We start from the raw sequence: 22,531 nt of genomic DNA on the forward strand, positions 1-22,531 counted from the left end.
TCAATGTACACCCAATTGTATATAAATTTTAGCTCTATTAAATTTAAACTTGTTCCATTTTCTTCCAAATCTCGTCCAGGCATAAATTCCCCAAACTTCCTTCATGAGTATGCGCAGCAGTTTTCAGGGGTTTGAACTCGCCTCGTTGGATGGCCTCACCCATCTGTTTGTAGGCATCCCGAAAAGGAACCCCTTTTAGCACTTGTTCATTCAGGGTGTCCACACTGAAGAGGTAGTCGTACCGAGAATCATCCAATATGGTGGGGTTCACCTGGATGGACTTAAGACTGAAATGCATCATTTCCAGGCAGGATTTCATTTCCTGCAGGGCAGGGAGAAGGATCTCTTTAAGTAATTGCAGATCCCTGTGGTAACCGGACGGGAGATTGGTGGTCAGTAGAGCGATCTGGTTAGGGACAGATTGCAGTTTGTTGCATTTGGCCCTGATCAGCTCAAATACATCGGGATTCTTTTTATGGGGCATTATGCTGCTCCCGGTGGTCAATTCATCAGGAAAGGAGATGAAATTAAAATTCTGACTGAGGTAGAGACAGATATCCATAGCCAGCTTAGCTATAGTACTTGCCAGCATGGCCATGGCTTCCGAGCTTGCTCTTTCTACTTTACCCCTGCCCATCTGTGCGGCAACAACATTGTATTTAAGGGTAGAAAATCCAAGTTCTTGTGTGGTAAAACTCCGGTCTATAGGAAATGAACTTCCATATCCCGCAGCACTTCCCAGCGGATTCTGGTCCACTACCCTGAAAGCGGCTTTCAAAAAATACATATCGTCTACCAGGCATTCGGCGTAGGCGGAAAACCAAAGTCCGAAAGAGGAGGGCATGGCCACCTGTAGGTGGGTATAACCGGGAAGCATGGTGTTTTTGTGCTCTTCTGCCAGGGACATCAGTAAATTAAACAGGTCATTAGTATCCTGCATCATGTGTTGCAGTTCATCCTTCAGGAACAATTGCATGGCGACGAGAACCTGGTCGTTCCTGGAGCGGGCTGTATGAATTTTTTTGCCGATATCTCCAAGCGCCTCGGTCAGCATGAACTCAATTTTGGAATGCATATCTTCAAAGTCATTCTCAATTTTAAAATCACCTGCGGCTATTATCCTGTCAATATTTTCCAGTTCTTCCACCAGTGCGCCTACTTCTTCATTTTTAAGCATCCCGATCTTCCCGAGCATCCTGGCATGTGCTATTGAAGCGATTACATCGTAATGTGCGAGTTGTTCATCCAGGGAACGGTCGTTACCTACGGTGAACAGGTCAATTTTTTTGTCAGTACTGATACCTTTGTCCCAAAGTTTCATAAGGCTCTATTTTATTATGGTCAATTAATTACGGAGCAGGAAGCCCTCGAGTATCTTTATATATAAATCTATTCCCTCTTCGATCTCTGAGATATAAATAAATTCATTCGCCGAATGTGACCGGGTACTATCTCCAGGACCCAATTTTAAGGACTGGCAGGATAGTGTAGCCTGGTCAGACAAGGTGGGTGATCCATAGGTGGTCCGGCCCTGGCCTATCCCGGAAAGGACTAAGGGATGATCTTTACTTATGGATGATGAATTAAGGCGTAACGACCTTGGTTTCATCAGGCAGGGTGCTTCTTCGCTTAGTATTTTGGCAATCTCCTTGTTGCTATAACAATCGTTTACCCGGACATCCACTACCAAATGAACCTTGGCAGGTACTACATTATGCTGGCTGCCCGCATTAAGCTGGGTCACTGTCATTTTAACAGGCCCCAGAACAGGTGAGACTTCTTTAAAGGTGTAATCCCTGAACCATTTTAAGGTATCTATGCAATTATAAATAGCATTATCATTATTTGGATGAGCGGCATGGGAAGGTGTACCCGTTACCTCGGCATCAAAGACAACCAGCCCTTTTTCTGCTATTGCCAGTTGCATTAAGGTAGGTTCCCCCACGATGGCGACATCTACAGGAGGTAATATTTTCAACATGCTATTGAGGCCGTCCGGTCCTGAACTCTCTTCCTCTGCAGAGGCCACTATAATGATGTTATGGGTCATTCCCTGGGTATCATAGAAGAATGCGAAAGTGGAGAGCAAGGACACTAATGCGCCCCCGGCATCATTACTGCCCAGGCCATATAATCTTCCATTTTCAATTTCAGCTTTATATGGGTCCCTGGTGTATGCTTCATTGGGATGCACAGTATCATGGTGCGAATTAAGTAATAAGGTAGGCTTGGAATCGTCATAATGTTTATTAAAAGCATAGACATTGTTTTTAACCCTTTTAGAAGGGATACGCCTAAGACGGAACCACCGCTCAATGGCATCGGCGGTTTGATCCTCTTCTGAAGAGAACGATTGGATAGAGATCAGTTCCTTTAACAGGTCCAGGGCAGTTTCCTTTAAGCTCAGTGTAGATTCTTTCATAGCTGGATGGTTGTAAAGTTGTCAGCTTTCTTTTGCAGCATGCCTTTGTCCCCGATACAGACTCGAGAAACGTCCTTGTACAGGGCATGGAAACAATTGTCCATTTTTGGAAGCATTCCGTCCGCAATAACCCCTTCTGCTTTTAACTTAAGGTAAGCAGCTTCATCTATGTGTTTTATGACAGAATTGTCGTCAGCGACGTCTGCCAGTACACCTTTTTTCTCAAAGCAGTAATACAATGTGGTCTGGTACTGGGAACTGAGTCCAATTGCCAGTTCCGAAGCAATAGTATCTGCATTGGTATTGAGCAATTGGCCTTTCCCGTCATGGGTCAGCGCACAGAATACAGGAACCAGGTCTGCTTTTAGCAGTTTATCAACAATCCTGTAATTCACTTTTGTCACATCCCCTGCCCAGCCATAGTCTATATCTTTCACCGGTCTTTTGACGGCGAGAATACTATTTGCATCCGCACCACTCATCCCTATGGCATTACACTGTAATGCCTGCAGGTGTGCCACCACATTCTTGTTCAGCAAGCCTGCGTAAACCATAACCACGACGTCCAGGCTGTCATTATCGGTAATCCGTCGTCCTTGGTGCAATTTCGGACTTAGACCTAAGCGTGCTTCAATCTGTGAGGCTCGTTTCCCACCACCATGAACCAGAACTTTTGGATTGGGTAAAGCCGCAAACAATGATAGGAACTCGGATAGCTCTTCCGGTGATTCAATAATATTACCTCCTATTTTTACAATGGACAGTTGGGGTTTCATAAGTGCTGTAATAGTTTTTTAAGTACAATCTGGGCAGCGTAGGTCCTGTTGTTGGCCTGTTGTATGACTAATGAACTTTGGCTGTTGAGTACGGCATCTTCTACCACCATGTTTCTTCGAACCGGAAGGCAGTGCATAAAACGTGCTTTTCCCAGTTTTTCCATGGTGATCATCCAATCCTTATCCTGGCTCAGCACTTGCCCGTAATGTTCAAAGCTGCTCCAGTTTTTTGCGTAGATAAAGTCGGCTCCTGCTAAAGCTTTGGACTGGTCATGTTCTACAGTGATACCCTCGCGTATTCCCGGGTCAAGGTCATATCCAGGGGGGTTTGTAATGATGAATTCGGCTCCCTGTTGTTTTTTCATCATTTCGATAAAGGAATTTGCAACTGCATGGGGGAGAGGTCTCGGGTGAGGTGCCCATGACAGCACTATTTTTGGGCGCTTAAGCGTGTTGTTCTCCGCTAAGGTAATAGCATCGGCCAAGGCCTGCAATGGATGACCGACCGAACTTTCCAGGTTAACAACCGGGATGCCGGAAAATTTGGCAAAGGCAGTAATGATCTGCTCAGCCTGGTCAAGCTTCCTGTCTTTTAATTCTGCAAATGCGCGAATTCCTACTATATCGCAATACTGGGCAATTACTTGTGCTGCTTCCCTTACGTGCTCAGCCGAGCCCTGGTCCATAACGCTTCCGTCTTCGTATTCGAGAACCCATCCCTCACTTCCAAAATTCATCACGATAACCTCCATCCCGAGGTGTAGTGCCGCTTTCTGTGTGCTGAGACGTGTACGCAGGCTATTATTAAAAAAGAGAAGGCAGAGCACCTTATTTTTTCCTAAGGATTGATCCCTGTAAGGATCTTTCTTCAGATCCCTGGCTTCTGAGACCCATTCTGGTAGCGATCGGATTTGCTGTAAGGAAAGAAAATATTTCATCGGGTATAATTCAGTTTTACTGACCTTTTAACCGGTCTTCTTCAATATAGTTCAATTCTGTTCGTAAAGCCTCGAAGAAGCGGTCTATAGCCTCTTTATCTATATTCAGTGCAGGCAGGATGCGAAGAACCTTTCTATTACTGGCGCCTCCTGTAAAAATGTGCTGCCTGTAAATGAGATTTTTCCTGAGTTGTGCGACTTCAAAATCAAATTCGAGCCCCAACATCAGCCCCTTACCCTTAACCGATTTCAGGAAGGATAATCCCTCTGACTTTATCCTGAAATACTTTTCCATGAGCCCGGCATGCCTGATCAATTGCTCTTCTTCTATAACTTCCAGGACAGCCAGCGTGGCAGCACATGCCAGGTGATTACCTCCAAATGTAGTACCCAACATGCCGTGAACCGCCTGTATTTCCGGGGCTACTAAGATCCCTCCCACCGGAAAACCATTCCCCATTCCCTTCGCGATGCTGATGATATCAGGCCTTATTCCAAAATGCTGGAAACTGAAGAATTTTCCACTTCTACCAAAACCAGACTGTACCTCGTCCGCTATTAGAATTACCCCGTTCTCTTTGCACAGGCGGGCTATTTCTGTATAGAATTCAGGAGAGGGTTCATCCAGCCCTCCCACACCCTGAATGGCTTCAATGATCACGGCACAGATATCGTCTCCTTCTAAGGCAGTTTTAAAAGCGGCTATGTCATCAAAGGGAACAAAGCTAACTTGTTGCTGGGCATTGATCGGGGCGTGGATCTTGTGGTTGTCCGTAGCAGCTACCGCTGCAGAGGTTCTACCGTGAAAACTATTCCTGAAAGCGATTACTCTGGCTTTAGCAGTGGTAAAGGATGCTAACTTTAAAGCATTTTCGTTGGCTTCTGCACCTGAATTACACATAAAGAGTTTATAATCCTCGCAACCCGAAATCCGTCCCAGTTCCCTGGCGAGTTGCTGCTGTAGCGGGTTAATGATCGAGTTGCTATAAAACCCGATCTTATCCAATTGTTCTCTAATCCTCTTCACATAGTGCGGGTGAGAGTGACCAATAGAGATAACCGCATGTCCCCCATAGAGATCCAGGTATTCTTTGCCCTCTGCATCTGTTACGGTAGACCCACTGGCTTTTACCGGGGTCACGTCGTATAAGGGGTATACATCAAATAATTCCATCTTATCCTTTTTTGATCTGGTTGATCTTTTCGTGAGAAGCTATAATTCCCCTGATCAAGGAGGAACTTAAGCCCTGGTGCTCCATTTCGTTCAGCCCTTCTATGGTACAACCCATTGGGGTGGTTACCTTATCGATTTCCTGCTCCGGGTGATTCCCGGTGTCAATCAGAAGGCTTGCCGCCCCGTGGCAGGTATGCATGGCCAGTTCCTGGGCTTCCTTGGCATCAAATCCCAACTGTATGGCTCCTTGTGTTGTTGCCCTGATCAGGCGCATCCAAAAGGCTATTCCACTGGCACAGATGACGGTGGCTGCCTGCATCCTGTTTTCGGGAATTTCCATGGAATGCCCCATCCTGTTGAAAATAGCTTTGGCTAAATCTATTCGTTTTTTCCCTGCCTCGTTAGTACATAGACAGGTCATGGATTCACCAACGGAGATTGCAGTGTTCGGCATGCTCCGGATAATATACCTGGATTTCCCTACAATGGTTTCCATGGCTTCTATACTAAAACCGGTAATCGTACTAATAAGAACGTGCTTTTCGGTGAGCAGATCCTTGGATTCTTCCAGGATAGCAGCAAAATGACGGGGTTGCACTGCAAAGATGAGAATGTCAGATTTACTGACCGCCTCCCGGTTATCCGAGGTGATGGTCACATTGCCGTATTTCTCAAAAGACCGGATTTCTTCCAGGTTTCTTTTGGTAAGGTACATACTGGTAGCCCCGTTGCTGTGGAGTATGCCCTTGGCAATGGATATTCCGAGGTTACCTGTACCTATTATGGCTATTTTCATGGTTTATCATTTATGGTTGATTATCATTAGAACACCCCGGCTTTTAATTGCAGACCTGTTCCTTCCTCGATACCAAACATCAGGTTCATATTCTGAACGGCTTGCCCGGACGCTCCTTTTAATAAGTTATCGATGACAGAAGTGATCAATAAAAGTCCTTGGTGCTTGTGAAGGTGAACATGGCAATGGTTGGTATTGACCACTTGTTTAAGGTCTACTGGTTGATCAGAGACATGAGTGAATGCTGCATCCTTGTAGAACGCTTTAAAAAGAGCTGTTGCTGTTTCCAGGCTATCGTCATATTTCAAATAAGCGGTGGCAAAAATACCCCTGCTAAAATTTCCTCGCATCGGTAAAAAATGAATCGCGGGAATACTGCCTTGCAGCGCTTGCAGGCTTTCGCTGATCTCATCCATATGCTGATGGGTGAAAGGCTTATACCAAGAGATATTATTATTTCTCCAGCTAAAATGTGTTGTGGCAGAAGTGGCTACCCCGGCACCGGTACTTCCTGTCATAGCATTTACATGGACATCATTATTGAGCGAATTGTCATGAGCCAAAGGAAGCAAGGCCAACTGTATTGCTGTGGCGAAACACCCGGGATTAGCAATGTGATCCGCATGTTTGATTTTATCTTTATTCAGTTCAGGCAATCCATAAACAAAGTCACGTCCATTAAGGGATGCATCCGCGGACAGCCTGAAGTCATTGCTGAGATCGATTACTTTGGTTCGTTCTGAAAAACTATTAGACTTTAGGAAGGTGGTAGAATTACCGTGGCCCAGGCAAAGAAATACTACATCCACGTCAGGATCTATATCCCCGGAGAAAACCATATCAAAATTTCCTAGGAGATCCGGGTGAGTATCAGAAATTCTTTTCCCCGCTCGAGTAGTGCTGTATACAAATGAAATTTCCGTAATCGGATGTGCCAAAAGGATCCTGATCAGTTCGCCACCGGTGTATCCCGATCCGCCTATAATACCTGCTTTGATCATGATTGTTGATTTACGTGATTTGCGATCTTCCCCTGGTTAGATAATATTTTTATAAATCCTTTGGCATCTGCAGCGGTCCATGCTTTATTCATTTCACCGTACTGCCCGAAGGAAGCATTCATGAGATCGTGTTTGGAAGTAATCCCGTTTAGCTCAAATCGATAAGGGTGAAGGCTGACGGATACGGTCCCCGAAACGTGTTTCTGAGTGTCCTGCAGGAATGCTTCAATGTTCCTCATAACTTCATCCAGGTAATTTCCTTCATGAAGCAGCATGCCATAAAAATTGGCCAGTTGCTCTTTCTGAAATTGCTGCCATTTGCTCAGGGTATGTTTTTCTAACAAGTGATGAGCTTTAATAATGATTAGTGGTGCCGCTGCTTCAAAACCTACCCTGCCTTTAATACCTATGATAGTGTCCCCGACATGAATATCCCGGCCAATGGCGAAGGCTGAAGCAATCTTCTCCAACTTCATGATGTTTTTTACCGGGTCTCCTGTTTCCCCGTTTAATGCAGTCAACTCTCCATATTTAAAGGTAAGGGTAATATCTTGCGACGCTGATGCTGTAAGTTGACTGGGGTAAGCGTTCGAGGGGAGTGGTTTCTCCGAAGTAAGGGTTTCTGCACCTCCTACAGAGGTGCCCCAAAGTCCCTTGTTGACAGAATACTTGGATTTTTCCCAGGAGGCATCCATCCCGTGAGCTTTAAGATAACTGATCTCCTCTTCCCTGGATAATCTTAAATCCCGGATTGGGGTTATGATCTCGATATCCGGGGCCATGATCTGGAAAATCATATCAAATCGCACCTGGTCATTCCCTGCGCCAGTACTGCCGTGTGCAATAGCATCGGCTCCGATAGATTTTGCATAATTCACGATTTCTACAGCCTGGACTATACGTTCTGCACTAACCGATAAAGGATATGTATTATTCCTGAGGACATTTCCGAATACCAGGTATTTTACCACCTTCTCGTAAAAAGACTGTAGGGCGTCTATACACTGGTAATCCTTGGCTCCCAGTTGCAATGCCTTCTTTTGTATGTCTTCAATTTCCTCATCTCCAAAACCGCCGGTATTCACAGTTACGGCATGGACCTCGTAGCCTTGGTCTTCTGAAAGGTATTTAGCGCAGTAAGATGTATCCAGTCCGCCACTATATGCCAATACTAATTTTTTCATGATTCTTTTTTTTTGAGAAACAACTGTTCCTTGATGCTTTTTAATCTTTTAAATGCTTTACTGTTTACTTCCTTCTTCGGGGGAGTTGTCTTTTGCAGGGCAGGATCATATAACATACCTGTACAGAGACACATCTTCTGTTCTGTCCTCGTGAGAATATCGAAGTTCTTGCAGGTCTGGCATCCTTTCCAGAATTCGGGGTCATCGGTAAGTTCGGAAAATGTCACGGGTTTATAACCCAGCTCGTAGTTCATTTTCATTACGGCGAGCCCCGTAGTAATACCAAAAATTTTTGCATCCGGGAATTTGGTCCGGGACAACTCAAAGATGGCTTTCTTGATCTTTTTGGCAAGCCCCTGATTCCTGAAGTCGGGATGTACAATTAAGCCGGAATTGGCTACAAATTTCTGGTGCCCCCAAACTTCGATATAACAGAAGCCGGCAAAAGTATCCCCATCCAATGCTATTATGGCGTTGCCGTTGACGAGCCTCTTCACGATATATTCCGGACTGCGTTTTGCAATCCCGGTACCTCTTACCTTGGCCGATTCCGAGATGGTATCTGCGATGACCTGGGCATACTTGATATGTGATTCGTTAGCAATAACAATTTTCATTGCCAAAAATGGGTTGAAAAAATTAAAAGAAAGAAGTTTGTTGATTTTGCGGAAATGGACTCACCTATTTCCAAAGAAGAAGCGCACCCTTACGGGCGGCGTGTGCGCACAAAGCGGGTTACCGGGAAAGAGCTCCCGGAAATCAAAAAGTTATATGCTTTATTGTTCATTGAAATCAAAAGTACAAATTAAATTGAATTGACCTCGTAATCCGCTCAATTTTTGGGGATTAGGATTTATCCTCGTCTCTTTCTGAATAATTCATAGCTCATCATTCCTAAAACTGCTAAATACTCAATCGAGATGGCCAGCATATTTTCTTTGAAATCCGGATTTGCGTAAGCGGTATAACTTAGGATGGCTACCGCAGACCAAACGATAGGGAATCGGTAGGGAGTAAAAATACTGAGTAATAAAGGCACTATAAGATACCATGGGTGAACAACAGGGGCTAACAGATAATAGATAACCATTACCCATAACATAGAGTTGATGAGGTGGGGGAGGGACGAATCTCTCTTGTAAAATGTATAGAAGATCACCAAAGCTACAGTCAGGTACGGAATAAGGTTACCATACCATTGGATCAATTCCCAGGGTTTTGCATCAAATTGTATGGCAATCTGTTTCAAGGCATTGTAAATGCCCGCATTGAATTCGAAATTTGAGAACCACAGCCGGATAGTATCCAGATAATTGGGGAGGAATTCGGGTGTGTAAAAATAAAGGAAGCTCAAGACCACAACTCCTGTAACACCAAGGTAGAACAAGATGCTTTTGCGTAGGCCCAATGCTGTAAAGTAAAGCGGTAAGAGCATCATCGGAATCAGCTTAACGACCACCGAGGCGCCATAAAGTAGGGAAGCGAGGGCAGTACGGCCTACAATCAGCAAATACAAAGCCGCTACCATGAAAAAGAGCATAACTCCTTCAAAATGCAGGTTCCCTGTTAATTCCAGGATTACCAGGGGGTTCAGGAAGTACCAAAATATAAGGTGGGCAGACCTGTTCATTTTTTTGAGCAGTAGACGTCCCAGGTATATGATCCCTATATCGGCCATGATGATAAAACATCTTAGGGTAAGTATTCCTCCTAATATACTTTTCCCTCCAATAAGTGCGGCGATTGTGAAAAATAGCTGGTTCAAGGGTGGATAATTGCTAAAATTTCCCGCGCTGAGATCCCCCATAGCAGTATGAAGAGCGGCGAAATAAGGATCGGTGCCCAGTTGAGTGATCAGGTCGTCAGGTTTATTCAGGTAAGGGTTTAAACCATCCAGGACCAAGTGGCCGTCCCACAGGAACCTGTAGAAATCCTGGGAAAGGTTGGGCACCGCGAATAGCAGTGCCAGGCGGAAAAGGATTCCGCTTACCAATAAGAACCTGTAGTTCCATTTTTCAAACTGTATCAGTTTAAAACAAAAGAAAAAAAGTGCAGCATAAAGGCAAAAAAAGCGGATGGTATCTTCCCGTTCCAGGGCGTATCCTGCCACCCAATAAAACAGCAGGCCGGATAAAACCATGAGCAGGGGGAACCTATGAAGATTCCAGTAAGAAACAGCCCTGCCAAGCATATAAATAAAGGTTAGTTGGTTTAGTGGGTACCGAAAATATTAAAAATATAATTATTTACTATAGCAGTGGCAGTGAAGAAATAAAAAGGCCCCTTAGTGGGGCCTTAGAATCTATGCTTTGGAGGTAAGTGACTTAAAGAATACAAAGCCAAAACCTAGGAATAACATGAAGTGGAAGGGGAACAGCCCGAAATCATTAAGCGGGATAGCGCTGTACATTCCGAAAAGGAAGTAAATCATTAAACCGAATTCCAGGATCATGTTTGGCGATAGCTTGGTGGTCAGGTATTTGTTTCCTTTCCAAGTATCGGTTAAATTGTTGATGTTGAACTTTGGGGTTCTTACAAACTCACTCCTTTTACCCATATGCCCTTCCAGAACAGCTACGGTATTGTGCAGAGAAAAACCTAATGCCACCGAGAAGAAAGTGAAAAAGAGTTTTATATAATCCACAAAATTATCAAAACTACTTCCCTGTATACTCTTATACGTAAACCAATAGCAAATAAAGAGAATAATAGTACTGACGATAAAAAAGCTGGTTACTTCAAAAATCCAGCCCAGGTGACCATACATATTTTTAATGTACAGCATGGGAATACTTAATAGAGCCACTAGAAATACGCAAAGGAACATGGAGCTGTTCAATAAATGCATCACTCCGTGGAACTTGGTTTTAAAAGGGATATTCTTGGCCTTGATAACACTCCAGACAGTCTTTTTAAAGTTTTCTGCGCCTCCTTTATTCCAGCGAAATTGCTGAGAACGAGCAGCACTAATGACCACGGGAAGTTCAGCAGGAGTTTCAACGTCTTCCAGGTATTTGAATTTCCAATTCTTCAACTGAGCACGGTAGCTCAGATCCAGGTCTTCTGTCAGGGTATCTCCTTCCCAGTTTCCTGCGTCCAGGATACACTCTTTTCTCCAGATACCTGCAGTACCGTTAAAATTGATAAAGTGACCTTTAGCATTTCTTCCTACCTGTTCCAGGGTAAAGTGGGCATCCAATGCAAATGCCTGTATCCTGGTCAGGGTAGAATAGTCCCTGTTGATGTGGCCCCAGCGTGTTTGTACTACACCGATCTCAGCATCTTTGAAATAGATAACCGTCTTCTTAAGCCAGTCCGAGGAGGGAAGAAAATCTGCATCAAAAATGGCGATAAAGTCACCTTTGGCGATCTTTAAACCTTCTTTCAGAGCACCTGCTTTAAAGCCAGACCGATTCTCCCTGCGTATGTGCTGGATATCAAGACCGGTTTCTTGTAGTGCTTTTATGCGCGCTGCTGTATCATGTACAGAATCGTCCGTGGAATCATCCAGTACCTGGATTTCCAGTTTGTTGGTAGGATATTCTATTTTAGCAATGTTCTCTAATAACCGTTCTACGACGTACTCTTCGTTATAGATGGGTAGCTGAATGGTAACAAAAGGAATTTCTTTGGGATCCAAAAGATTAAATTTCGGAGCAAAGGCATTTACTTTTTTGTTGCCCAGGTAATTGACCAGCAGGTTCAACTGAGCCAGGCTGTAAAAGAAAATTAACAACAATGCAATACTGTAGATTGCGATGATGATGTAAGTGATTGTTAGTCCCATTTATTTATTTAAAACTGTATTTAAATATCCAACCAAGGATTTTAACGCCTGCAAATATAGTACCTTTTACGGTACCGGACACCTTGGATATGCCAATTCTTTTCCTGTAACCCACTGGTACTTCGATATATGCCAGTTTATGTTTCAGTGCTTTCAGTTGCATTTCAACAGTCCATCCATAGGTCTTATCTTCCATGTTCAACAACATTAATTTGTCGTATCTAATGGCCCTGAAAGGCCCCAGGTCTGTGTACTTTGCTCCAAAAAATAATTTCATCAAGAACGTTGCCAGCCAGTTTCCAAACAACTGTTGCGGAGTCATGGATCCGGGTTCTCGTTTCTCTTTTACGCGTGCACCAATTACCATATCATAAGCTCCTTTTTCAATCGGCATAACCAACTTGTGCAACTCTTCAGGGTAATCAGAATAATCGGCGTCCATAAATACGATAATATCGGGTGGTTTGGATTGGCCGCTTATATAATTAATTCCTTTTAGGCAGGCATAACCATAGCCTTGCCTGTCTTCGGTCAACACTGTTGCGCCCGCTGCCTTAGCCCTGGCTGCAGTGTTATCTGTAGAAGCATTGCTGACAACGATCACTTCGGATACCCTTGTGGGAATTTCCGCCAGTACTTTTGTAATGGAATCTTCTTCGTTAAAAGCTGGAATTACGACCTTAATGTCTGGCATAGCAGGGGATTCTGAACAGCTTTTCTCATTTGTGAAAAGCGAGGAGTTCGCATTGGTGATTCTGTTGGAAAACGGTGGTGCAGTAAATTCAGAGAACTTGGTTTTTCAAATTTGATTGGCGTGTCAAAAGTAGTATTATCTCCAGAACTTAAGGCTTTCAGTTAAAAATTATTTGTAAAACGCAAGTGGTTGAAAAGTAAAAGGTTACTTCCTGTTCACCAGGTCCATGAGGTCTACATCATTCCCCAGTAGTACTTCTGTGCTGTTAATCCTACCTTCTAAAGGACCATTTTCAAGCTTGAGTACACCTCGTGGGCAGACGGCAGAACATATACCGCAGCCCACACAGCTAGAACGCACTATATTTTCGCCTTTTTGAGCGTATGCCCTCACATCTATACCCATTTCACAATAGGTAGAGCAATTTCCACAGGAAATACATTGACCGCCATTGGTAGTGATCCGGAACCTGGAGAACAGCCGTTGTTGGAATCCAAGTATGGCTGCCATTGGGCAACCAAACCTGCACCATACCCTATTGCCGAAAATCGGATAGAAACCCGTCCCGATAACCCCGGAGAAAATACTGCCTATCAGGAAGCCGTAAGTCTTTCGTAAGGTGCCGGAAGAAAAAAGGAACACCTGGTTATTACCGCTGAAGTAATGAAGGCCTACCAGTGCTATAATGATCACGAAATATCCTATGGCGCCGTATTGTGCATCCTTTTTTAACTGGTTTCTCCTGAAGATCATTGCCCATGCAAATACCAGGGTCAGCAGCAAGGCCACACCGATGAGGAAAACATCTCGAGTCAACCAGTATTTACTGCTGTCATCACCGAGGTAAGAGTAAATAACGGCTGTGGTCATCAACGTAACAAATACCACGACACTGTGAACAACCCATCTCTCTATCTTCCAGGCGACCATACGTTTATCGCTGAGATGACGGAATGGGTCACCTGCAGTTTCTGCCAGCCCACCGCATCCGCAAACCCAGGAACAGTACCAGCGCTTACCATACTTGAATGTCAGGATGGGGGTGATCACAAAAATAGACAACACCCCGAATATCAACATTGCAACACCAATGTTGCCTGCATCTATAAAGGCGTTTACGCGATATTGTTCAAAGTTGTAATAGTTAAGGGGCCAGATGTTCTTCAGGTCGTAATAAGGAAGGTCTCCATTTAAGCGGGCCATAAATTCCGGGATGAGAAAAGCAAATCCCGTCTGATAAAACATAACGCTGTACGTGCGTAGGATCTCGTAACGATTATGCCTGTATTTCAGTATGAACTTAATACCAAAAGCCAGGATAGCCACGGTATAGAGAGTGCCGTAAACGAACCATTGGCTGGCCGGGTTTCCACTAAGTAGTCGGCTGAGGGGGTCAAAAAGTGCTATTACCCCGGTATTGTCCTGTCCTTGCCGTAATCCCAGGTATTGAGGATAGAAATATAGTATGATATAGAATCCTGTGAGTACGATTCCCAACATCCAGGCCCAAAGCCCCCTGCCTGAAATCGACTTAAACCATACACCATCGTTCTTTATCCCGGCCTGGCTATGTGCATATGCCTGCTGCGAAAACCAAATGATCCCAATACTAATTGCCATTAAGGATATGGTTAACCATAGCGTTTTATTCGGGAAATTGACATTGAATATGGCCAGCAGCATAATGAGTAAGCCGGAAAGGCCAAGTGCGGTGGCTAATTTTTGGGCTGTGTTCAATGCTTTTGGGGGGTGCCCGGCAAGCGACATACTTTGCTCTGTGGTCTCCATAAATTATTTGGTGTTAAAGAATATCCGGTGCCAGTTCTTTTTAGCCGGTTTTAATTGAGTATCAAATTCGGCGTTATAGGCAGAGATTATATCCCTTTCATAATGATCGTAAAATTCCGGGTCAAAATTCGCGTCTTTAAGGAATTTCATGATATAAGCCAAGTCCCTTTTTTCTGTTAGCCATCGATCAATTACCTGGTGTCTCAGACGTATGCCAAATGTGTTTATGCCTAAGAATTCCCTTGTATCTTTATGGTAAGCGATGGTGATACACTTGTCGTCATCAGGGTGTATCCAATGAAAATGATTTTCATACGCCTTCCGCTTCCGCTCGGAAAATACCCAACCATAAGTCTGGTATTCTATGTCAAAGAATTTGGCGCTATTAAACCAGTGGCCCGGATTATATTTGGTTCTATTTCCGCAGATGGTTTGTGCTACCACTTCCCCCATCATCCTGCCGGTATACCAGACCGCCTCTACGGCTGGCCGGTTGCCAATAGGCTCTCGCTGTTGCGCGCAATCGCCAATGGCATAAACACCGGGTATCCCTGTTTCCAGGTAACGGTTCACTAAAATTCCCCTATCGGTATGAATGGGGCTGTCTTGCAGGAAACTAATGTTAGGTCTCACCCCGGTCGTAACCCCCACGAGTTTACAGGGTATTTCTTCTCCTTCTTCGGTTAAAACAGCACGGACATTACCATTCTCATCTCCCAGTATTTCTTTTAAGTTGGTATTATGGCGAAGATCTACATGGTGTGACTGAATATGCCTGCTGATCATCCTTGCCTCCCCTTGGGGAAGAACACCGTTCCAGAAAGCACCTTCTCTCACCAGGAAGGTGACTTCAATGTCCCTGGTCCTGAGCATTTCGGCTAATTCCACCCCTATCAAACCACCACCAACTATTACGGCTCTTGGACATTCGTTTTTGGTAGGAGCATGTTCTTCTAATTCTTCGAGGTCTTGTTTACTAACTAGTCCTTGCACGCCTTTGAGGTCAAGGCCGGGCCAGCCAAAGGTGTTGGTTACCGAGCCAGTGGCCAGGATGAGGGTGTCGTAAGTGAAATCACTTCCGTCAGATAGCTTAAGGGATTTGGAGTCGGGTAATACATCGGTAACCCGGGCCCTTAAAAGTTCAAAATTGTTCTTTTCCCAAAAACATGGTTCGTAAGGCTCAATGTCTTTCCAGCGCATATGTCCCATGTAAACATACATCAGTGCGGTTCGGGAAAAGAAGAAATCTGCTTCATCAGAGATAATAGTGATTCTCTTATTGGAAAGTTTACGGATATGCCGGGCTGCGGTAATACCGGAAATCCCATTCCCGATGATGACTATGTGCTCCATTTGATCAGGTTGCTTACAAGGGTTAAGTCGACTCTAAAGATAAAACTTAACAATCAATACGGAGGGGATGTGGATTTATACTTTATTTTTATTAAGAATATCTGGTAGGCATGAAGAAAATTATAGTCATTTTTCTTTGTTTGTTGCAATGGCAATGTGGGAGCAAGGTGGTTAAAAAAATGAACGGGGTAAGTTTTGTGGCCACGCGTGAAAAGGCCGTTCAGGAAAACGTAGAACTACTTAAAGAACTACATGCTACCCATGCCGCGATAATGCCCTTTGGTTTTATAAGGGAGCTCAATTCTCCGGATATCATATATAATACGGAACGTCAATGGTATGGGGAAACCAAGGAAGGGGTACTGCAATACATAAGGCTGTTGCACAAAAACCGAATCAAGGTGATGCTAAAGCCCCAGATCTGGATCTGGAGAGGAGAATTTACGGGCAATATGAAGATGACATCAGAAGAAGATTGGCAGCGCCTGGAAAAATCCTACGAGGATTTTATTCTTACCTATGCCTCGGTGGCGGAAGAAAGTGGAGTTGAAATTTTCTGTGTCGGTACGGAATTGGAGCAATTCGTGCAGAACAGACCGGGGTTTTGGGATCAACTGATCATCAAAATTAGGGATATCTATAAAGGAAAACTTACCTATGCGGCGAACTGGGATGAGTACGGCAGGGTACCGTTTTGGTCATCCCTGGATTATATAGGGGTAGATGCCTATTTTCCATTATCTGAAAAGAAGACTCCCAGTACTGAAGAGTTGCGACGTGGATGGCAACCCTGGAAAGAAAAGTTACGAGCTTTGTCCCTTGAGCACCGTAAGAAGGTGCTCTTTACAGAATTTGGTTACCGGAGTATGGATTACACCGCGCATAAACCCTGGTTGGTTGACCGTACCGAGGAGGGGGTGAACTTACAGGCACAGGTGAATGCTAAAAACGCGATTTTTGAAGAATTCTGGAGGGAAGACTGGTTTGCCGGGGGGTTTGTCTGGAAGTGGTTTCCTGGACACGAAAATGCAGGAGGCAGTTCTGATAACCGTTTTACACCCCAGAATAAACCGGCAGAGGCCGTTATACGCTCTTATTACAAAGCATATTAAGCTGAATTATATAAAGTGGTCCTTACTTGGATTTAAATCCCAAATTTGATAATCTTTGTAGTAAAATCACCTTTAGTGAAAATCAATTATTTTTTTGTATTAGTGTTCCTTGCCGTCTGCAGTAGTGGTACCGCGCAGGACAGCTTACTTGTCGTTACCGCAGAACGGGGAGACGGAGTTTATTCCCTGTTACGTAAACAAGGGATGGATCCCGCCAGGTATTATGATATTTTCCTGGAAATGAACCAGGTCAACCTCAGGGATGGACAAGAACTTTATGCCGGTAGAAAATATCGTATCCCATATATTCCGGAGAGTGTTACGGAAGCGGAGACTGAAGAGCGATTAGGTAATGGCACCGAATACCCAATCTTTGGAAGCAAATGGGCCTATGTAAGCCCGGTGAGTGAAAAACTCAAGGGTGCAGTTTATTACCTGATCTCTGGTCATGGGGGGCCGGATCCCGGGGCTATAGAGGAGTACAATGGTAAGACGATCGCAGAGGATGAATATGCCTACGATGTAACACTACGCCTGGCCAGGGAATTATTATCGCATGGAGCAAATGTGTATATCATAGTTCGCGATGCTGATGATGGGATAAGGGATGAGCGTACCCTGGAAATTGATAACGATGAGGTTGTTTATCCTAATGAGCAGATCCCTCTCAACCAGTTAGAACGGCTTCGCCAACGTGTGGATGCCGTAAATAAATTGTACTACCAGAATATGGGAAGTTACCAGAGATTGATAGTTACCCACGTGGATAGCCGCAGCAGAGGTCAGAATATCGATGTGTTCTTCTATCACCATGAAAAGAGTAAAAACGGGAAGCGATTGGCCGAAAGCATCCATGATACCTTTTATAATAAATACCGGCAATACCAGCCCAACAGGGATTATGAAGGAACTTTCTCTGACCGTAGCAGTTTATACCTTGTCAAAAACACCCTGCCGGCCATGGCTTATATAGAAATTGGAAACCTGAGGAATAAAAGGGATCAGCAGCGGATATTGGACCCGGACAACAGGCAGGCGCTGGCCAAGTGGATTTCAGAAGGTGCTATCCTGGATTACAGTAAGAGATAGGCAGTAGCTTAGGAAGCTATTTTCCTGTTGTAATAGGAATATAATTGCTCCGGCCCGGCGCCCAGGAAATTTTTGAGGTGTATGATGCCAAAGTGGTATTGTAACTTAAATATGCCCAGATCCCTGTACTTCCTGGCAGAAGTGACTACATGATCCGCTATAATAGTAAAGCGCGTAAATCGATACAGCCTGCCAATCAATTCACTGTCTTCGTAAATCCTGTATTTTTGGTTAAAGCCTCCGCATTTTTCAAAAAGGTGCCTGTCAATGAATAATGATTGGTCTCCGCCACGACAGAGCCTGATATTGATTCGGCTACACCAGGCAAAAAAACGTAGCAGCGGATGCGAGTGATCAAATCGCATCCTGAAGCATCCCGCTAGTCTATCGGGGTTCATAGCGCTCATGATCTTCTGGTCAAAATCTTTAGGTGGGAGAGTATCTGCGTGCAAAAAATACAAGATACCTCCTAAAGAAGCACGTGCGCCAGTATTCATTTGTGCTGCCCTGCCCTTTGGGGCGGTTATCACCTTTGCACCTAAACTATGAGCTACTTTGGCTGTTGCATCTGTACTGCCTCCATCAACAACGATGATTTCCAAATTAAGATTCCCGCTACTGGCCTCGTTCAGATGACAAAGTAAGGCTGGGATAACTTCACTTTCGTTCAGAACCGGTATAATTATACTGATATCTGGTTTAGTTGGAGTCATTCAGTTTCCAGTTATAATCTTTATAACTTACCGTGGCCTTGTCATTAATCTCAACCTTGCTGTAACGATTGAGGTAGTCTATCAAAGAGCCATTATTGGTGAAGTCTTCTTTATACCAATCAAATATCCTGGATATATTAAGCTTTTCAGACTGGATGCTATTGTATTGTGAATCCCGGATAAAAGACAAGGTGGCTTCCTGTAATTGTTTTTCCATGGTTCCCGGGCGAAAAGCATCTCGCGCCAAGGCAGGACAGGACAATGATGCGCAATTAATGGCAAAATGAATCCTCGGCTCATCCATCTTTCGTAATACCTCGTTTTCAATGTGAGCTAGGGAAACTTTTTTGTCGCCTATGGATATCCATTTTCTATTCCACGGGTCCCTGAGATCTTTGATGCTCTTCAAAGGATAGTTGTCCAGAATAAGTTTAACGGTCGCTGCGTTGTACAAGTTGATATAATAGGAGAGTTTCTCTTCCTGTGTTGATTCATCCAAGGGAGCATTTTCAGCAAGAACTTTTAAATAGGTGTCTAAAACAGCTATTTCCTTTTTCATCCCTGCATAATTGACGTTCCCTTCGGCATTTACATAATTATTCAGTAAATACTGCCATGACATGTGCAGGTCGTCCTCTTGTTCCGTTTCATTAGCTTTCAGCACTGAGAATGGATTCAAAACGGGATTAGCACTCATCGCTATAAATAGGAAAAGGGAAATAATTAAGTTCATAATAATTCTTTTCTACTTGATTAGCAGCATCCGCCCCCATCATAATGCCAGGTGCTCTCGCTGACGTGGATCTGTGGATTAGCTTTAGCCAGGGCAGCGGCGGTTTTATCGCATACCGCGATTGGTTGGTTTTGCATCAGTACATGACCCAGCCCGTCGTCAAAATATTCCTCATCCCCGTAGTAGATGGCTGTTTTACCGGTAAAGATACACGGCCCGTCAGCAGGCATGGGATCTTTGATAGCGGCAATCTCTATAGATTCTATATGGATCAGGTTGTCGGTAGGGTAGTGGTTGGGAGACAGAACCCTGTACGATTTTCTAGCGCGGATCTCAATGGTTCCGAACCCGGCATCCGTCAATACTTTTACATAATCCGCAATAGGAATACTACCGCTTAAGCAAAGTGCCCGAAGCCTATCGTCATTCCGCAGTTCATCAGACATCTGCTGTTCACAGGTGGGGTCGCTCATAACGAGGCGGCCATGAGGCTTTAACACCCGGTACATTTCTGAGACTGCTTTTTTAAGGTCTTCGAGTTTAAAAATATTAAAAAGGCAATTTTGAGCAGCCACATCGATACTTTCATCTGCAACTGGTAAATTCAGCGCATCCCCTTTTACCAAGTTTACAAAATCGCTGCTGAACCAATCATTTTCCTCTTCAGCAATCTTAAAATTCTTACGGGAAGCTTCCAGCATTTCGTCTACAACATCAACCCCAGTGACCCCGCCGGCCTGGCGAGAGAAATAAGAGAATTGCAGGAGTTCCATACCGCCTCCAACTCCGACGTATAAAACTTTTGGATTGTTTACGAGATCCTGTGCAGAGACCGTGCTTCCACAACCGTAATTCATTTCTTGCATGATCTTAGGGATAGAAAGACCCGGAAATTGCCAAACAGGGTTAGTGGTGCAACACAATCCCACATCCGGGGTCTGAGCTGCAGCCTTGTACAGTTCATTGGTAGCGTTCAAATAGCTCATATACTCTTGATTAGTTCATTAAACAATTTTATCATTTTTGGTTCGGTCTTGCTTGCAATAGCCAGGATCTCCTCTATATTAATAGGTTCAAGGTTCTCGGGATCACATTCATCAGTTAAAACAGACACTGCTACTACAGGTAGTCGTAAATGATTGGCAACAATTACTTCCGGTACTGTACTCATTCCTACGGCATCAGCACCGATGATCTTCAACATTCTGTATTCTGCCCTGGTTTCGAGCTGTGGCCCCATGACAGAGGCGTAAACTCCCTTTCTCAGGCTGATGCCTTCCTCCCGGGCAATCTTTTCAATATGCTTACGCATTTCCGGGTCATAGGGTTCACTCATATCCACAAAACGGTCCCCGAATTCCGCAACATTTTTAAAAGCCAGAGGAGACCCTCCCTGCAGGTTGATATGATCTTCGATGAGCATGATATCTCCCTTCTTGAAATCTAAGTTGACTGCCCCGGCTGCATTTGAGATAAAGAGTTTTTTAATGCCAAGCAGGTGCATTACCCGGATGGGGTAAGTAACGTCCAGTACATCGTAACCTTCGTACATGTGGAAGCGTCCCTGCATTACAACTACCTTCTTGCCTTCAAGGGTACCATAAATAAGTTTTCCACTATGAAATTCAACGGTCGCCAAGGGGAAAAACGGGATATGGTTGTAGTGGGCCACAACCTGGTCTTTTATAGAATCTACCAGCTGACCTAAACCGGTTCCGAGAACTATGCCTATTTCAGGCTTGTCAAACCCCCTGTCGCGCAGATAGGCGGCTGATTCTTCCAATTGTTTATGCGTCATTTTTTATATGTTTTAAAAAGGGTTGAAATGCCGGGACTTCTGCGATGTCATCGTATACGTCCACATCATTTCTCACCTCCAATTTAGTGATGTCTAAACTTTTCAAATCACGGCAAGTTGCTTCAAGTACGGAGTCGGTACCCCAGTCCTTATTTTTGAAAACTGCAGGCTGTATTTTATTCATGCCCAACAAGTAATATCCACCATCCTTAGCCGGGCCTATTACAGCCTCTGAATTCTTAAGTAACTCAAAAGCATTCATTATATCTTTAGAGCTGAGGTCATAGAGATCACTCCCAATAATGGCAATATGTTTATATCCTGCTTTGAAGCCAGCTCTGAAGGCGTTTTCCATACGCTCTCCGAGATCGTTACCCATTTGCAGTTTCTTTTTAAAATAATCGGTATCCCAGTGATCATCAGGGTTAATGGCTTCAGAATAACACACCCATTTAGTCAGGGAAAGATCCCTGGTGACATTCTCCGTGTGCTGCAACAAAAATTTATAAATATTCAATGCTGCTTCATCGCCTATAGTGGCGGCGAGGCGAGTTTTGCACTTACCCAATTCCGGGTTCCTGGTAAAAATGAGCAACAGGCTTCTATCTTCAATCAATTAGTTTAATTTTTATCATTCATACACTTTTACTCCCTTGACGAGCAGGTGATCCCAGAATTTACTGAAGGCATGTACCTTATCTGTCGGGTTGCCATTTGGATCTAAAACCGGGTACCCGGCATTTTTCCAGCCAAAAATACCACCGTATAAATTTTTTACATTGGTGTACCCTGCTTTTTTGAGCTCTTCCCCGATTTTTTCAGATCGGACACCTACCGAACAGTAGACTACAATTTCGGTGTTTTTGTTCGGAATTGTATTACGGACTGTTTCCGGTTCAAATTCCTTATAGCCGATCCAGATAGCGCCAGGCAGATGACTTACCATAAATTCCTCCATTTCACGCGCATCGAGTCGAACTGCATGCTCATCTTCTGCCAATTCCTCTATTTTAATATAGGGAACACTGCCGGAATTATAACGCTCTAAAGTTTTTTCGATGGTCTTCTGTCCTTGGCAAGAAGAGATCAGGAAAAGAATGAGTAAAAATCTTATGATATGCATAGTATAAAGCGATAAAGGCCTTAAGCAAAGATACTGTTTTGCGGACTGTT

At 44.2% G+C, this 22,531-nt stretch carries 22 protein-coding genes; 2 read left to right on the top strand and 20 right to left on the bottom strand.

Annotated features, from left to right (window positions below):
- Positions 1-43: 43 nt before the first annotated feature.
- The 14 genes from argH to PP178_RS06535 all read right to left on the bottom strand — a co-directional run bounded on the left by argH (position 44) and on the right by PP178_RS06535 (position 15,913).
- Entirely contained in the window at positions 44-1,321 is a 1,278-nt protein-coding gene (argH, locus tag PP178_RS06470; RefSeq protein WP_272593492.1) for an argininosuccinate lyase, read from the bottom strand.
- Positions 1,322-1,345: 24 nt separating this feature from the next.
- Positions 1,346-2,422 carry a M20 family metallo-hydrolase gene (locus PP178_RS06475; protein ID WP_272593493.1) on the bottom strand — a complete coding sequence of 359 codons (1,077 nt, stop codon included), beginning with the start codon at positions 2,420-2,422 and terminating at the stop codon, positions 1,346-1,348.
- A complete protein-coding gene (gene argB, locus PP178_RS06480) occupies positions 2,419-3,198 on the bottom strand; it encodes an acetylglutamate kinase (protein WP_272593494.1) in 780 nt (259 codons plus the stop codon). Before argB ends, PP178_RS06475 begins: the two co-directional genes overlap by 4 nt.
- A complete protein-coding gene (locus PP178_RS06485; protein WP_272593495.1) occupies positions 3,195-4,136 on the bottom strand; it encodes an acetylornithine carbamoyltransferase in 942 nt (313 codons plus the stop codon). Before PP178_RS06485 ends, argB begins: the two co-directional genes overlap by 4 nt.
- Positions 4,137-4,152: 16 nt before the next feature.
- A complete protein-coding gene (locus tag PP178_RS06490; RefSeq protein ID WP_272593496.1) occupies positions 4,153-5,310 on the bottom strand; it encodes an aspartate aminotransferase family protein in 1,158 nt (385 codons plus the stop codon).
- A 1-nt stretch (position 5,311) separates the two neighbouring features.
- A complete protein-coding gene (gene proC, locus PP178_RS06495) occupies positions 5,312-6,106 on the bottom strand; it encodes a pyrroline-5-carboxylate reductase (RefSeq protein WP_272593497.1) in 795 nt (264 codons plus the stop codon).
- Between the two features lie 26 nt (positions 6,107-6,132).
- On the bottom strand, positions 6,133-7,107 hold the full coding sequence (gene argC / locus PP178_RS06500) for an N-acetyl-gamma-glutamyl-phosphate reductase (protein ID WP_272593498.1): 975 nt from the start codon (positions 7,105-7,107) through the stop codon (positions 6,133-6,135).
- Positions 7,104-8,291: an argininosuccinate synthase gene (gene argG / locus PP178_RS06505; protein WP_272593499.1), complete on the bottom strand. Its 1,188-nt coding sequence runs from the start codon at positions 8,289-8,291 to the stop codon at positions 7,104-7,106. The genes argC and argG overlap by 4 nt, the downstream gene beginning before the upstream one ends.
- Entirely contained in the window at positions 8,288-8,908 is a 621-nt protein-coding gene (locus PP178_RS06510; protein WP_272593500.1) for a GNAT family N-acetyltransferase, read from the bottom strand. The genes argG and PP178_RS06510 overlap by 4 nt, the downstream gene beginning before the upstream one ends.
- Before the next feature lie 236 nt (positions 8,909-9,144).
- Positions 9,145-10,482 carry a polyprenol phosphomannose-dependent alpha 1,6 mannosyltransferase MptB gene (gene mptB, locus PP178_RS06515; protein ID WP_272593501.1) on the bottom strand — a complete coding sequence of 446 codons (1,338 nt, stop codon included), beginning with the start codon at positions 10,480-10,482 and terminating at the stop codon, positions 9,145-9,147.
- A gap of 111 nt (positions 10,483-10,593) precedes the next feature.
- Complete coding sequence (locus PP178_RS06520; protein ID WP_272593502.1) at positions 10,594-12,078, bottom strand: cellulose synthase family protein; 1,485 nt, start codon at positions 12,076-12,078, stop codon at positions 10,594-10,596.
- A 4-nt stretch (positions 12,079-12,082) separates the two neighbouring features.
- Complete coding sequence (locus tag PP178_RS06525) at positions 12,083-12,772, bottom strand: glycosyltransferase family 2 protein (protein ID WP_272593503.1); 690 nt, start codon at positions 12,770-12,772, stop codon at positions 12,083-12,085.
- A gap of 204 nt (positions 12,773-12,976) precedes the next feature.
- Entirely contained in the window at positions 12,977-14,560 is a 1,584-nt protein-coding gene (locus tag PP178_RS06530) for a 4Fe-4S binding protein (protein ID WP_272593504.1), read from the bottom strand.
- Positions 14,561-14,563: 3 nt separating this feature from the next.
- Complete coding sequence (locus PP178_RS06535; protein WP_272593505.1) at positions 14,564-15,913, bottom strand: NAD(P)/FAD-dependent oxidoreductase; 1,350 nt, start codon at positions 15,911-15,913, stop codon at positions 14,564-14,566.
- Between the two features lie 110 nt (positions 15,914-16,023).
- Here PP178_RS06535 and PP178_RS06540 point away from each other — a divergent pair, with 110 nt between their 5' ends.
- On the top strand, positions 16,024-17,025 hold the full coding sequence (locus PP178_RS06540) for a glycoside hydrolase family 113 (protein WP_272593506.1): 1,002 nt from the start codon (positions 16,024-16,026) through the stop codon (positions 17,023-17,025).
- 75 nt (positions 17,026-17,100) lie between these two features.
- On the top strand, positions 17,101-18,114 hold the full coding sequence (locus PP178_RS06545) for an N-acetylmuramoyl-L-alanine amidase (RefSeq protein ID WP_272593507.1): 1,014 nt from the start codon (positions 17,101-17,103) through the stop codon (positions 18,112-18,114).
- 8 nt (positions 18,115-18,122) lie between these two features.
- Here the strand turns inward: PP178_RS06545 and PP178_RS06550 are convergent, their stop codons facing one another.
- Genes PP178_RS06550 through PP178_RS06575 form a run of 6 tightly spaced genes read right to left on the bottom strand, consistent with a single transcriptional unit; the run spans position 18,123 to position 22,481 of the window.
- Positions 18,123-18,827: a TIGR04283 family arsenosugar biosynthesis glycosyltransferase gene (locus PP178_RS06550; RefSeq protein ID WP_272593508.1), complete on the bottom strand. Its 705-nt coding sequence runs from the start codon at positions 18,825-18,827 to the stop codon at positions 18,123-18,125.
- Positions 18,814-19,560 carry a DUF547 domain-containing protein gene (locus PP178_RS06555; RefSeq protein ID WP_272593509.1) on the bottom strand — a complete coding sequence of 249 codons (747 nt, stop codon included), beginning with the start codon at positions 19,558-19,560 and terminating at the stop codon, positions 18,814-18,816. The genes PP178_RS06550 and PP178_RS06555 overlap by 14 nt, the downstream gene beginning before the upstream one ends.
- Before the next feature lie 20 nt (positions 19,561-19,580).
- Positions 19,581-20,546 carry an arsenosugar biosynthesis arsenite methyltransferase ArsM gene (arsM, locus tag PP178_RS06560; RefSeq protein ID WP_272593510.1) on the bottom strand — a complete coding sequence of 322 codons (966 nt, stop codon included), beginning with the start codon at positions 20,544-20,546 and terminating at the stop codon, positions 19,581-19,583.
- Positions 20,543-21,358, bottom strand: coding sequence for a purine-nucleoside phosphorylase (locus PP178_RS06565; protein WP_272593511.1), 816 nt, complete (start codon positions 21,356-21,358; stop codon positions 20,543-20,545). The genes arsM and PP178_RS06565 overlap by 4 nt, the downstream gene beginning before the upstream one ends.
- Complete coding sequence (locus PP178_RS06570; protein ID WP_272593512.1) at positions 21,348-21,974, bottom strand: TIGR04282 family arsenosugar biosynthesis glycosyltransferase; 627 nt, start codon at positions 21,972-21,974, stop codon at positions 21,348-21,350. The genes PP178_RS06565 and PP178_RS06570 overlap by 11 nt, the downstream gene beginning before the upstream one ends.
- Before the next feature lie 15 nt (positions 21,975-21,989).
- Positions 21,990-22,481, bottom strand: a complete 492-nt coding sequence (locus PP178_RS06575; RefSeq protein ID WP_272593513.1) for a rhodanese-like domain-containing protein — start codon at positions 22,479-22,481, stop codon at positions 21,990-21,992.
- Positions 22,482-22,531 lie beyond the last annotated feature (50 nt).

Origin of the sequence: Zeaxanthinibacter sp. PT1 (assembly GCF_028464225.1) — a bacterium.
Classification (GTDB): Bacteria; Bacteroidota; Bacteroidia; order Flavobacteriales; family Flavobacteriaceae; genus Zeaxanthinibacter.

Excerpts from the sequence above, each read along its gene's own strand:
- argC (WP_272593498.1), bottom strand. The coding sequence starts at position 7,107 with ATGATCAAAGCAGGTATTATAGGCGGATCGGGATACACCGGTGGCGAA.
- PP178_RS06555 (WP_272593509.1), bottom strand. The coding sequence starts at position 19,560 with ATGAACTTAATTATTTCCCTTTTCCTATTTATAGCGATGAGTGCTAAT.
- PP178_RS06485 (WP_272593495.1), bottom strand. The coding sequence starts at position 4,136 with ATGAAATATTTTCTTTCCTTACAGCAAATCCGATCGCTACCAGAATGG.
- PP178_RS06520 (WP_272593502.1), bottom strand. The coding sequence starts at position 12,078 with ATGGGACTAACAATCACTTACATCATCATCGCAATCTACAGTATTGCA.
- arsM (WP_272593510.1), bottom strand. The coding sequence starts at position 20,546 with ATGAGCTATTTGAACGCTACCAATGAACTGTACAAGGCTGCAGCTCAG.
- PP178_RS06540 (WP_272593506.1), top strand. The coding sequence starts at position 16,024 with ATGAAGAAAATTATAGTCATTTTTCTTTGTTTGTTGCAATGGCAATGT.
- PP178_RS06550 (WP_272593508.1), bottom strand. The coding sequence starts at position 18,827 with ATGACTCCAACTAAACCAGATATCAGTATAATTATACCGGTTCTGAAC.
- PP178_RS06525 (WP_272593503.1), bottom strand. The coding sequence starts at position 12,772 with ATGCCAGACATTAAGGTCGTAATTCCAGCTTTTAACGAAGAAGATTCC.
- PP178_RS06490 (WP_272593496.1), bottom strand. The coding sequence starts at position 5,310 with ATGGAATTATTTGATGTATACCCCTTATACGACGTGACCCCGGTAAAA.
- PP178_RS06510 (WP_272593500.1), bottom strand. The coding sequence starts at position 8,908 with ATGAAAATTGTTATTGCTAACGAATCACATATCAAGTATGCCCAGGTC.
- argG (WP_272593499.1), bottom strand. The coding sequence starts at position 8,291 with ATGAAAAAATTAGTATTGGCATATAGTGGCGGACTGGATACATCTTAC.
- mptB (WP_272593501.1), bottom strand. The coding sequence starts at position 10,482 with ATGCTTGGCAGGGCTGTTTCTTACTGGAATCTTCATAGGTTCCCCCTG.
- PP178_RS06530 (WP_272593504.1), bottom strand. The coding sequence starts at position 14,560 with ATGGAGACCACAGAGCAAAGTATGTCGCTTGCCGGGCACCCCCCAAAA.
- proC (WP_272593497.1), bottom strand. The coding sequence starts at position 6,106 with ATGAAAATAGCCATAATAGGTACAGGTAACCTCGGAATATCCATTGCC.
- PP178_RS06565 (WP_272593511.1), bottom strand. The coding sequence starts at position 21,358 with ATGACGCATAAACAATTGGAAGAATCAGCCGCCTATCTGCGCGACAGG.
- PP178_RS06535 (WP_272593505.1), bottom strand. The coding sequence starts at position 15,913 with ATGGAGCACATAGTCATCATCGGGAATGGGATTTCCGGTATTACCGCA.
- argB (WP_272593494.1), bottom strand. The coding sequence starts at position 3,198 with ATGAAACCCCAACTGTCCATTGTAAAAATAGGAGGTAATATTATTGAA.
- argH (WP_272593492.1), bottom strand. The coding sequence starts at position 1,321 with ATGAAACTTTGGGACAAAGGTATCAGTACTGACAAAAAAATTGACCTG.
- PP178_RS06475 (WP_272593493.1), bottom strand. The coding sequence starts at position 2,422 with ATGAAAGAATCTACACTGAGCTTAAAGGAAACTGCCCTGGACCTGTTA.
- PP178_RS06575 (WP_272593513.1), bottom strand. The coding sequence starts at position 22,481 with ATGCATATCATAAGATTTTTACTCATTCTTTTCCTGATCTCTTCTTGC.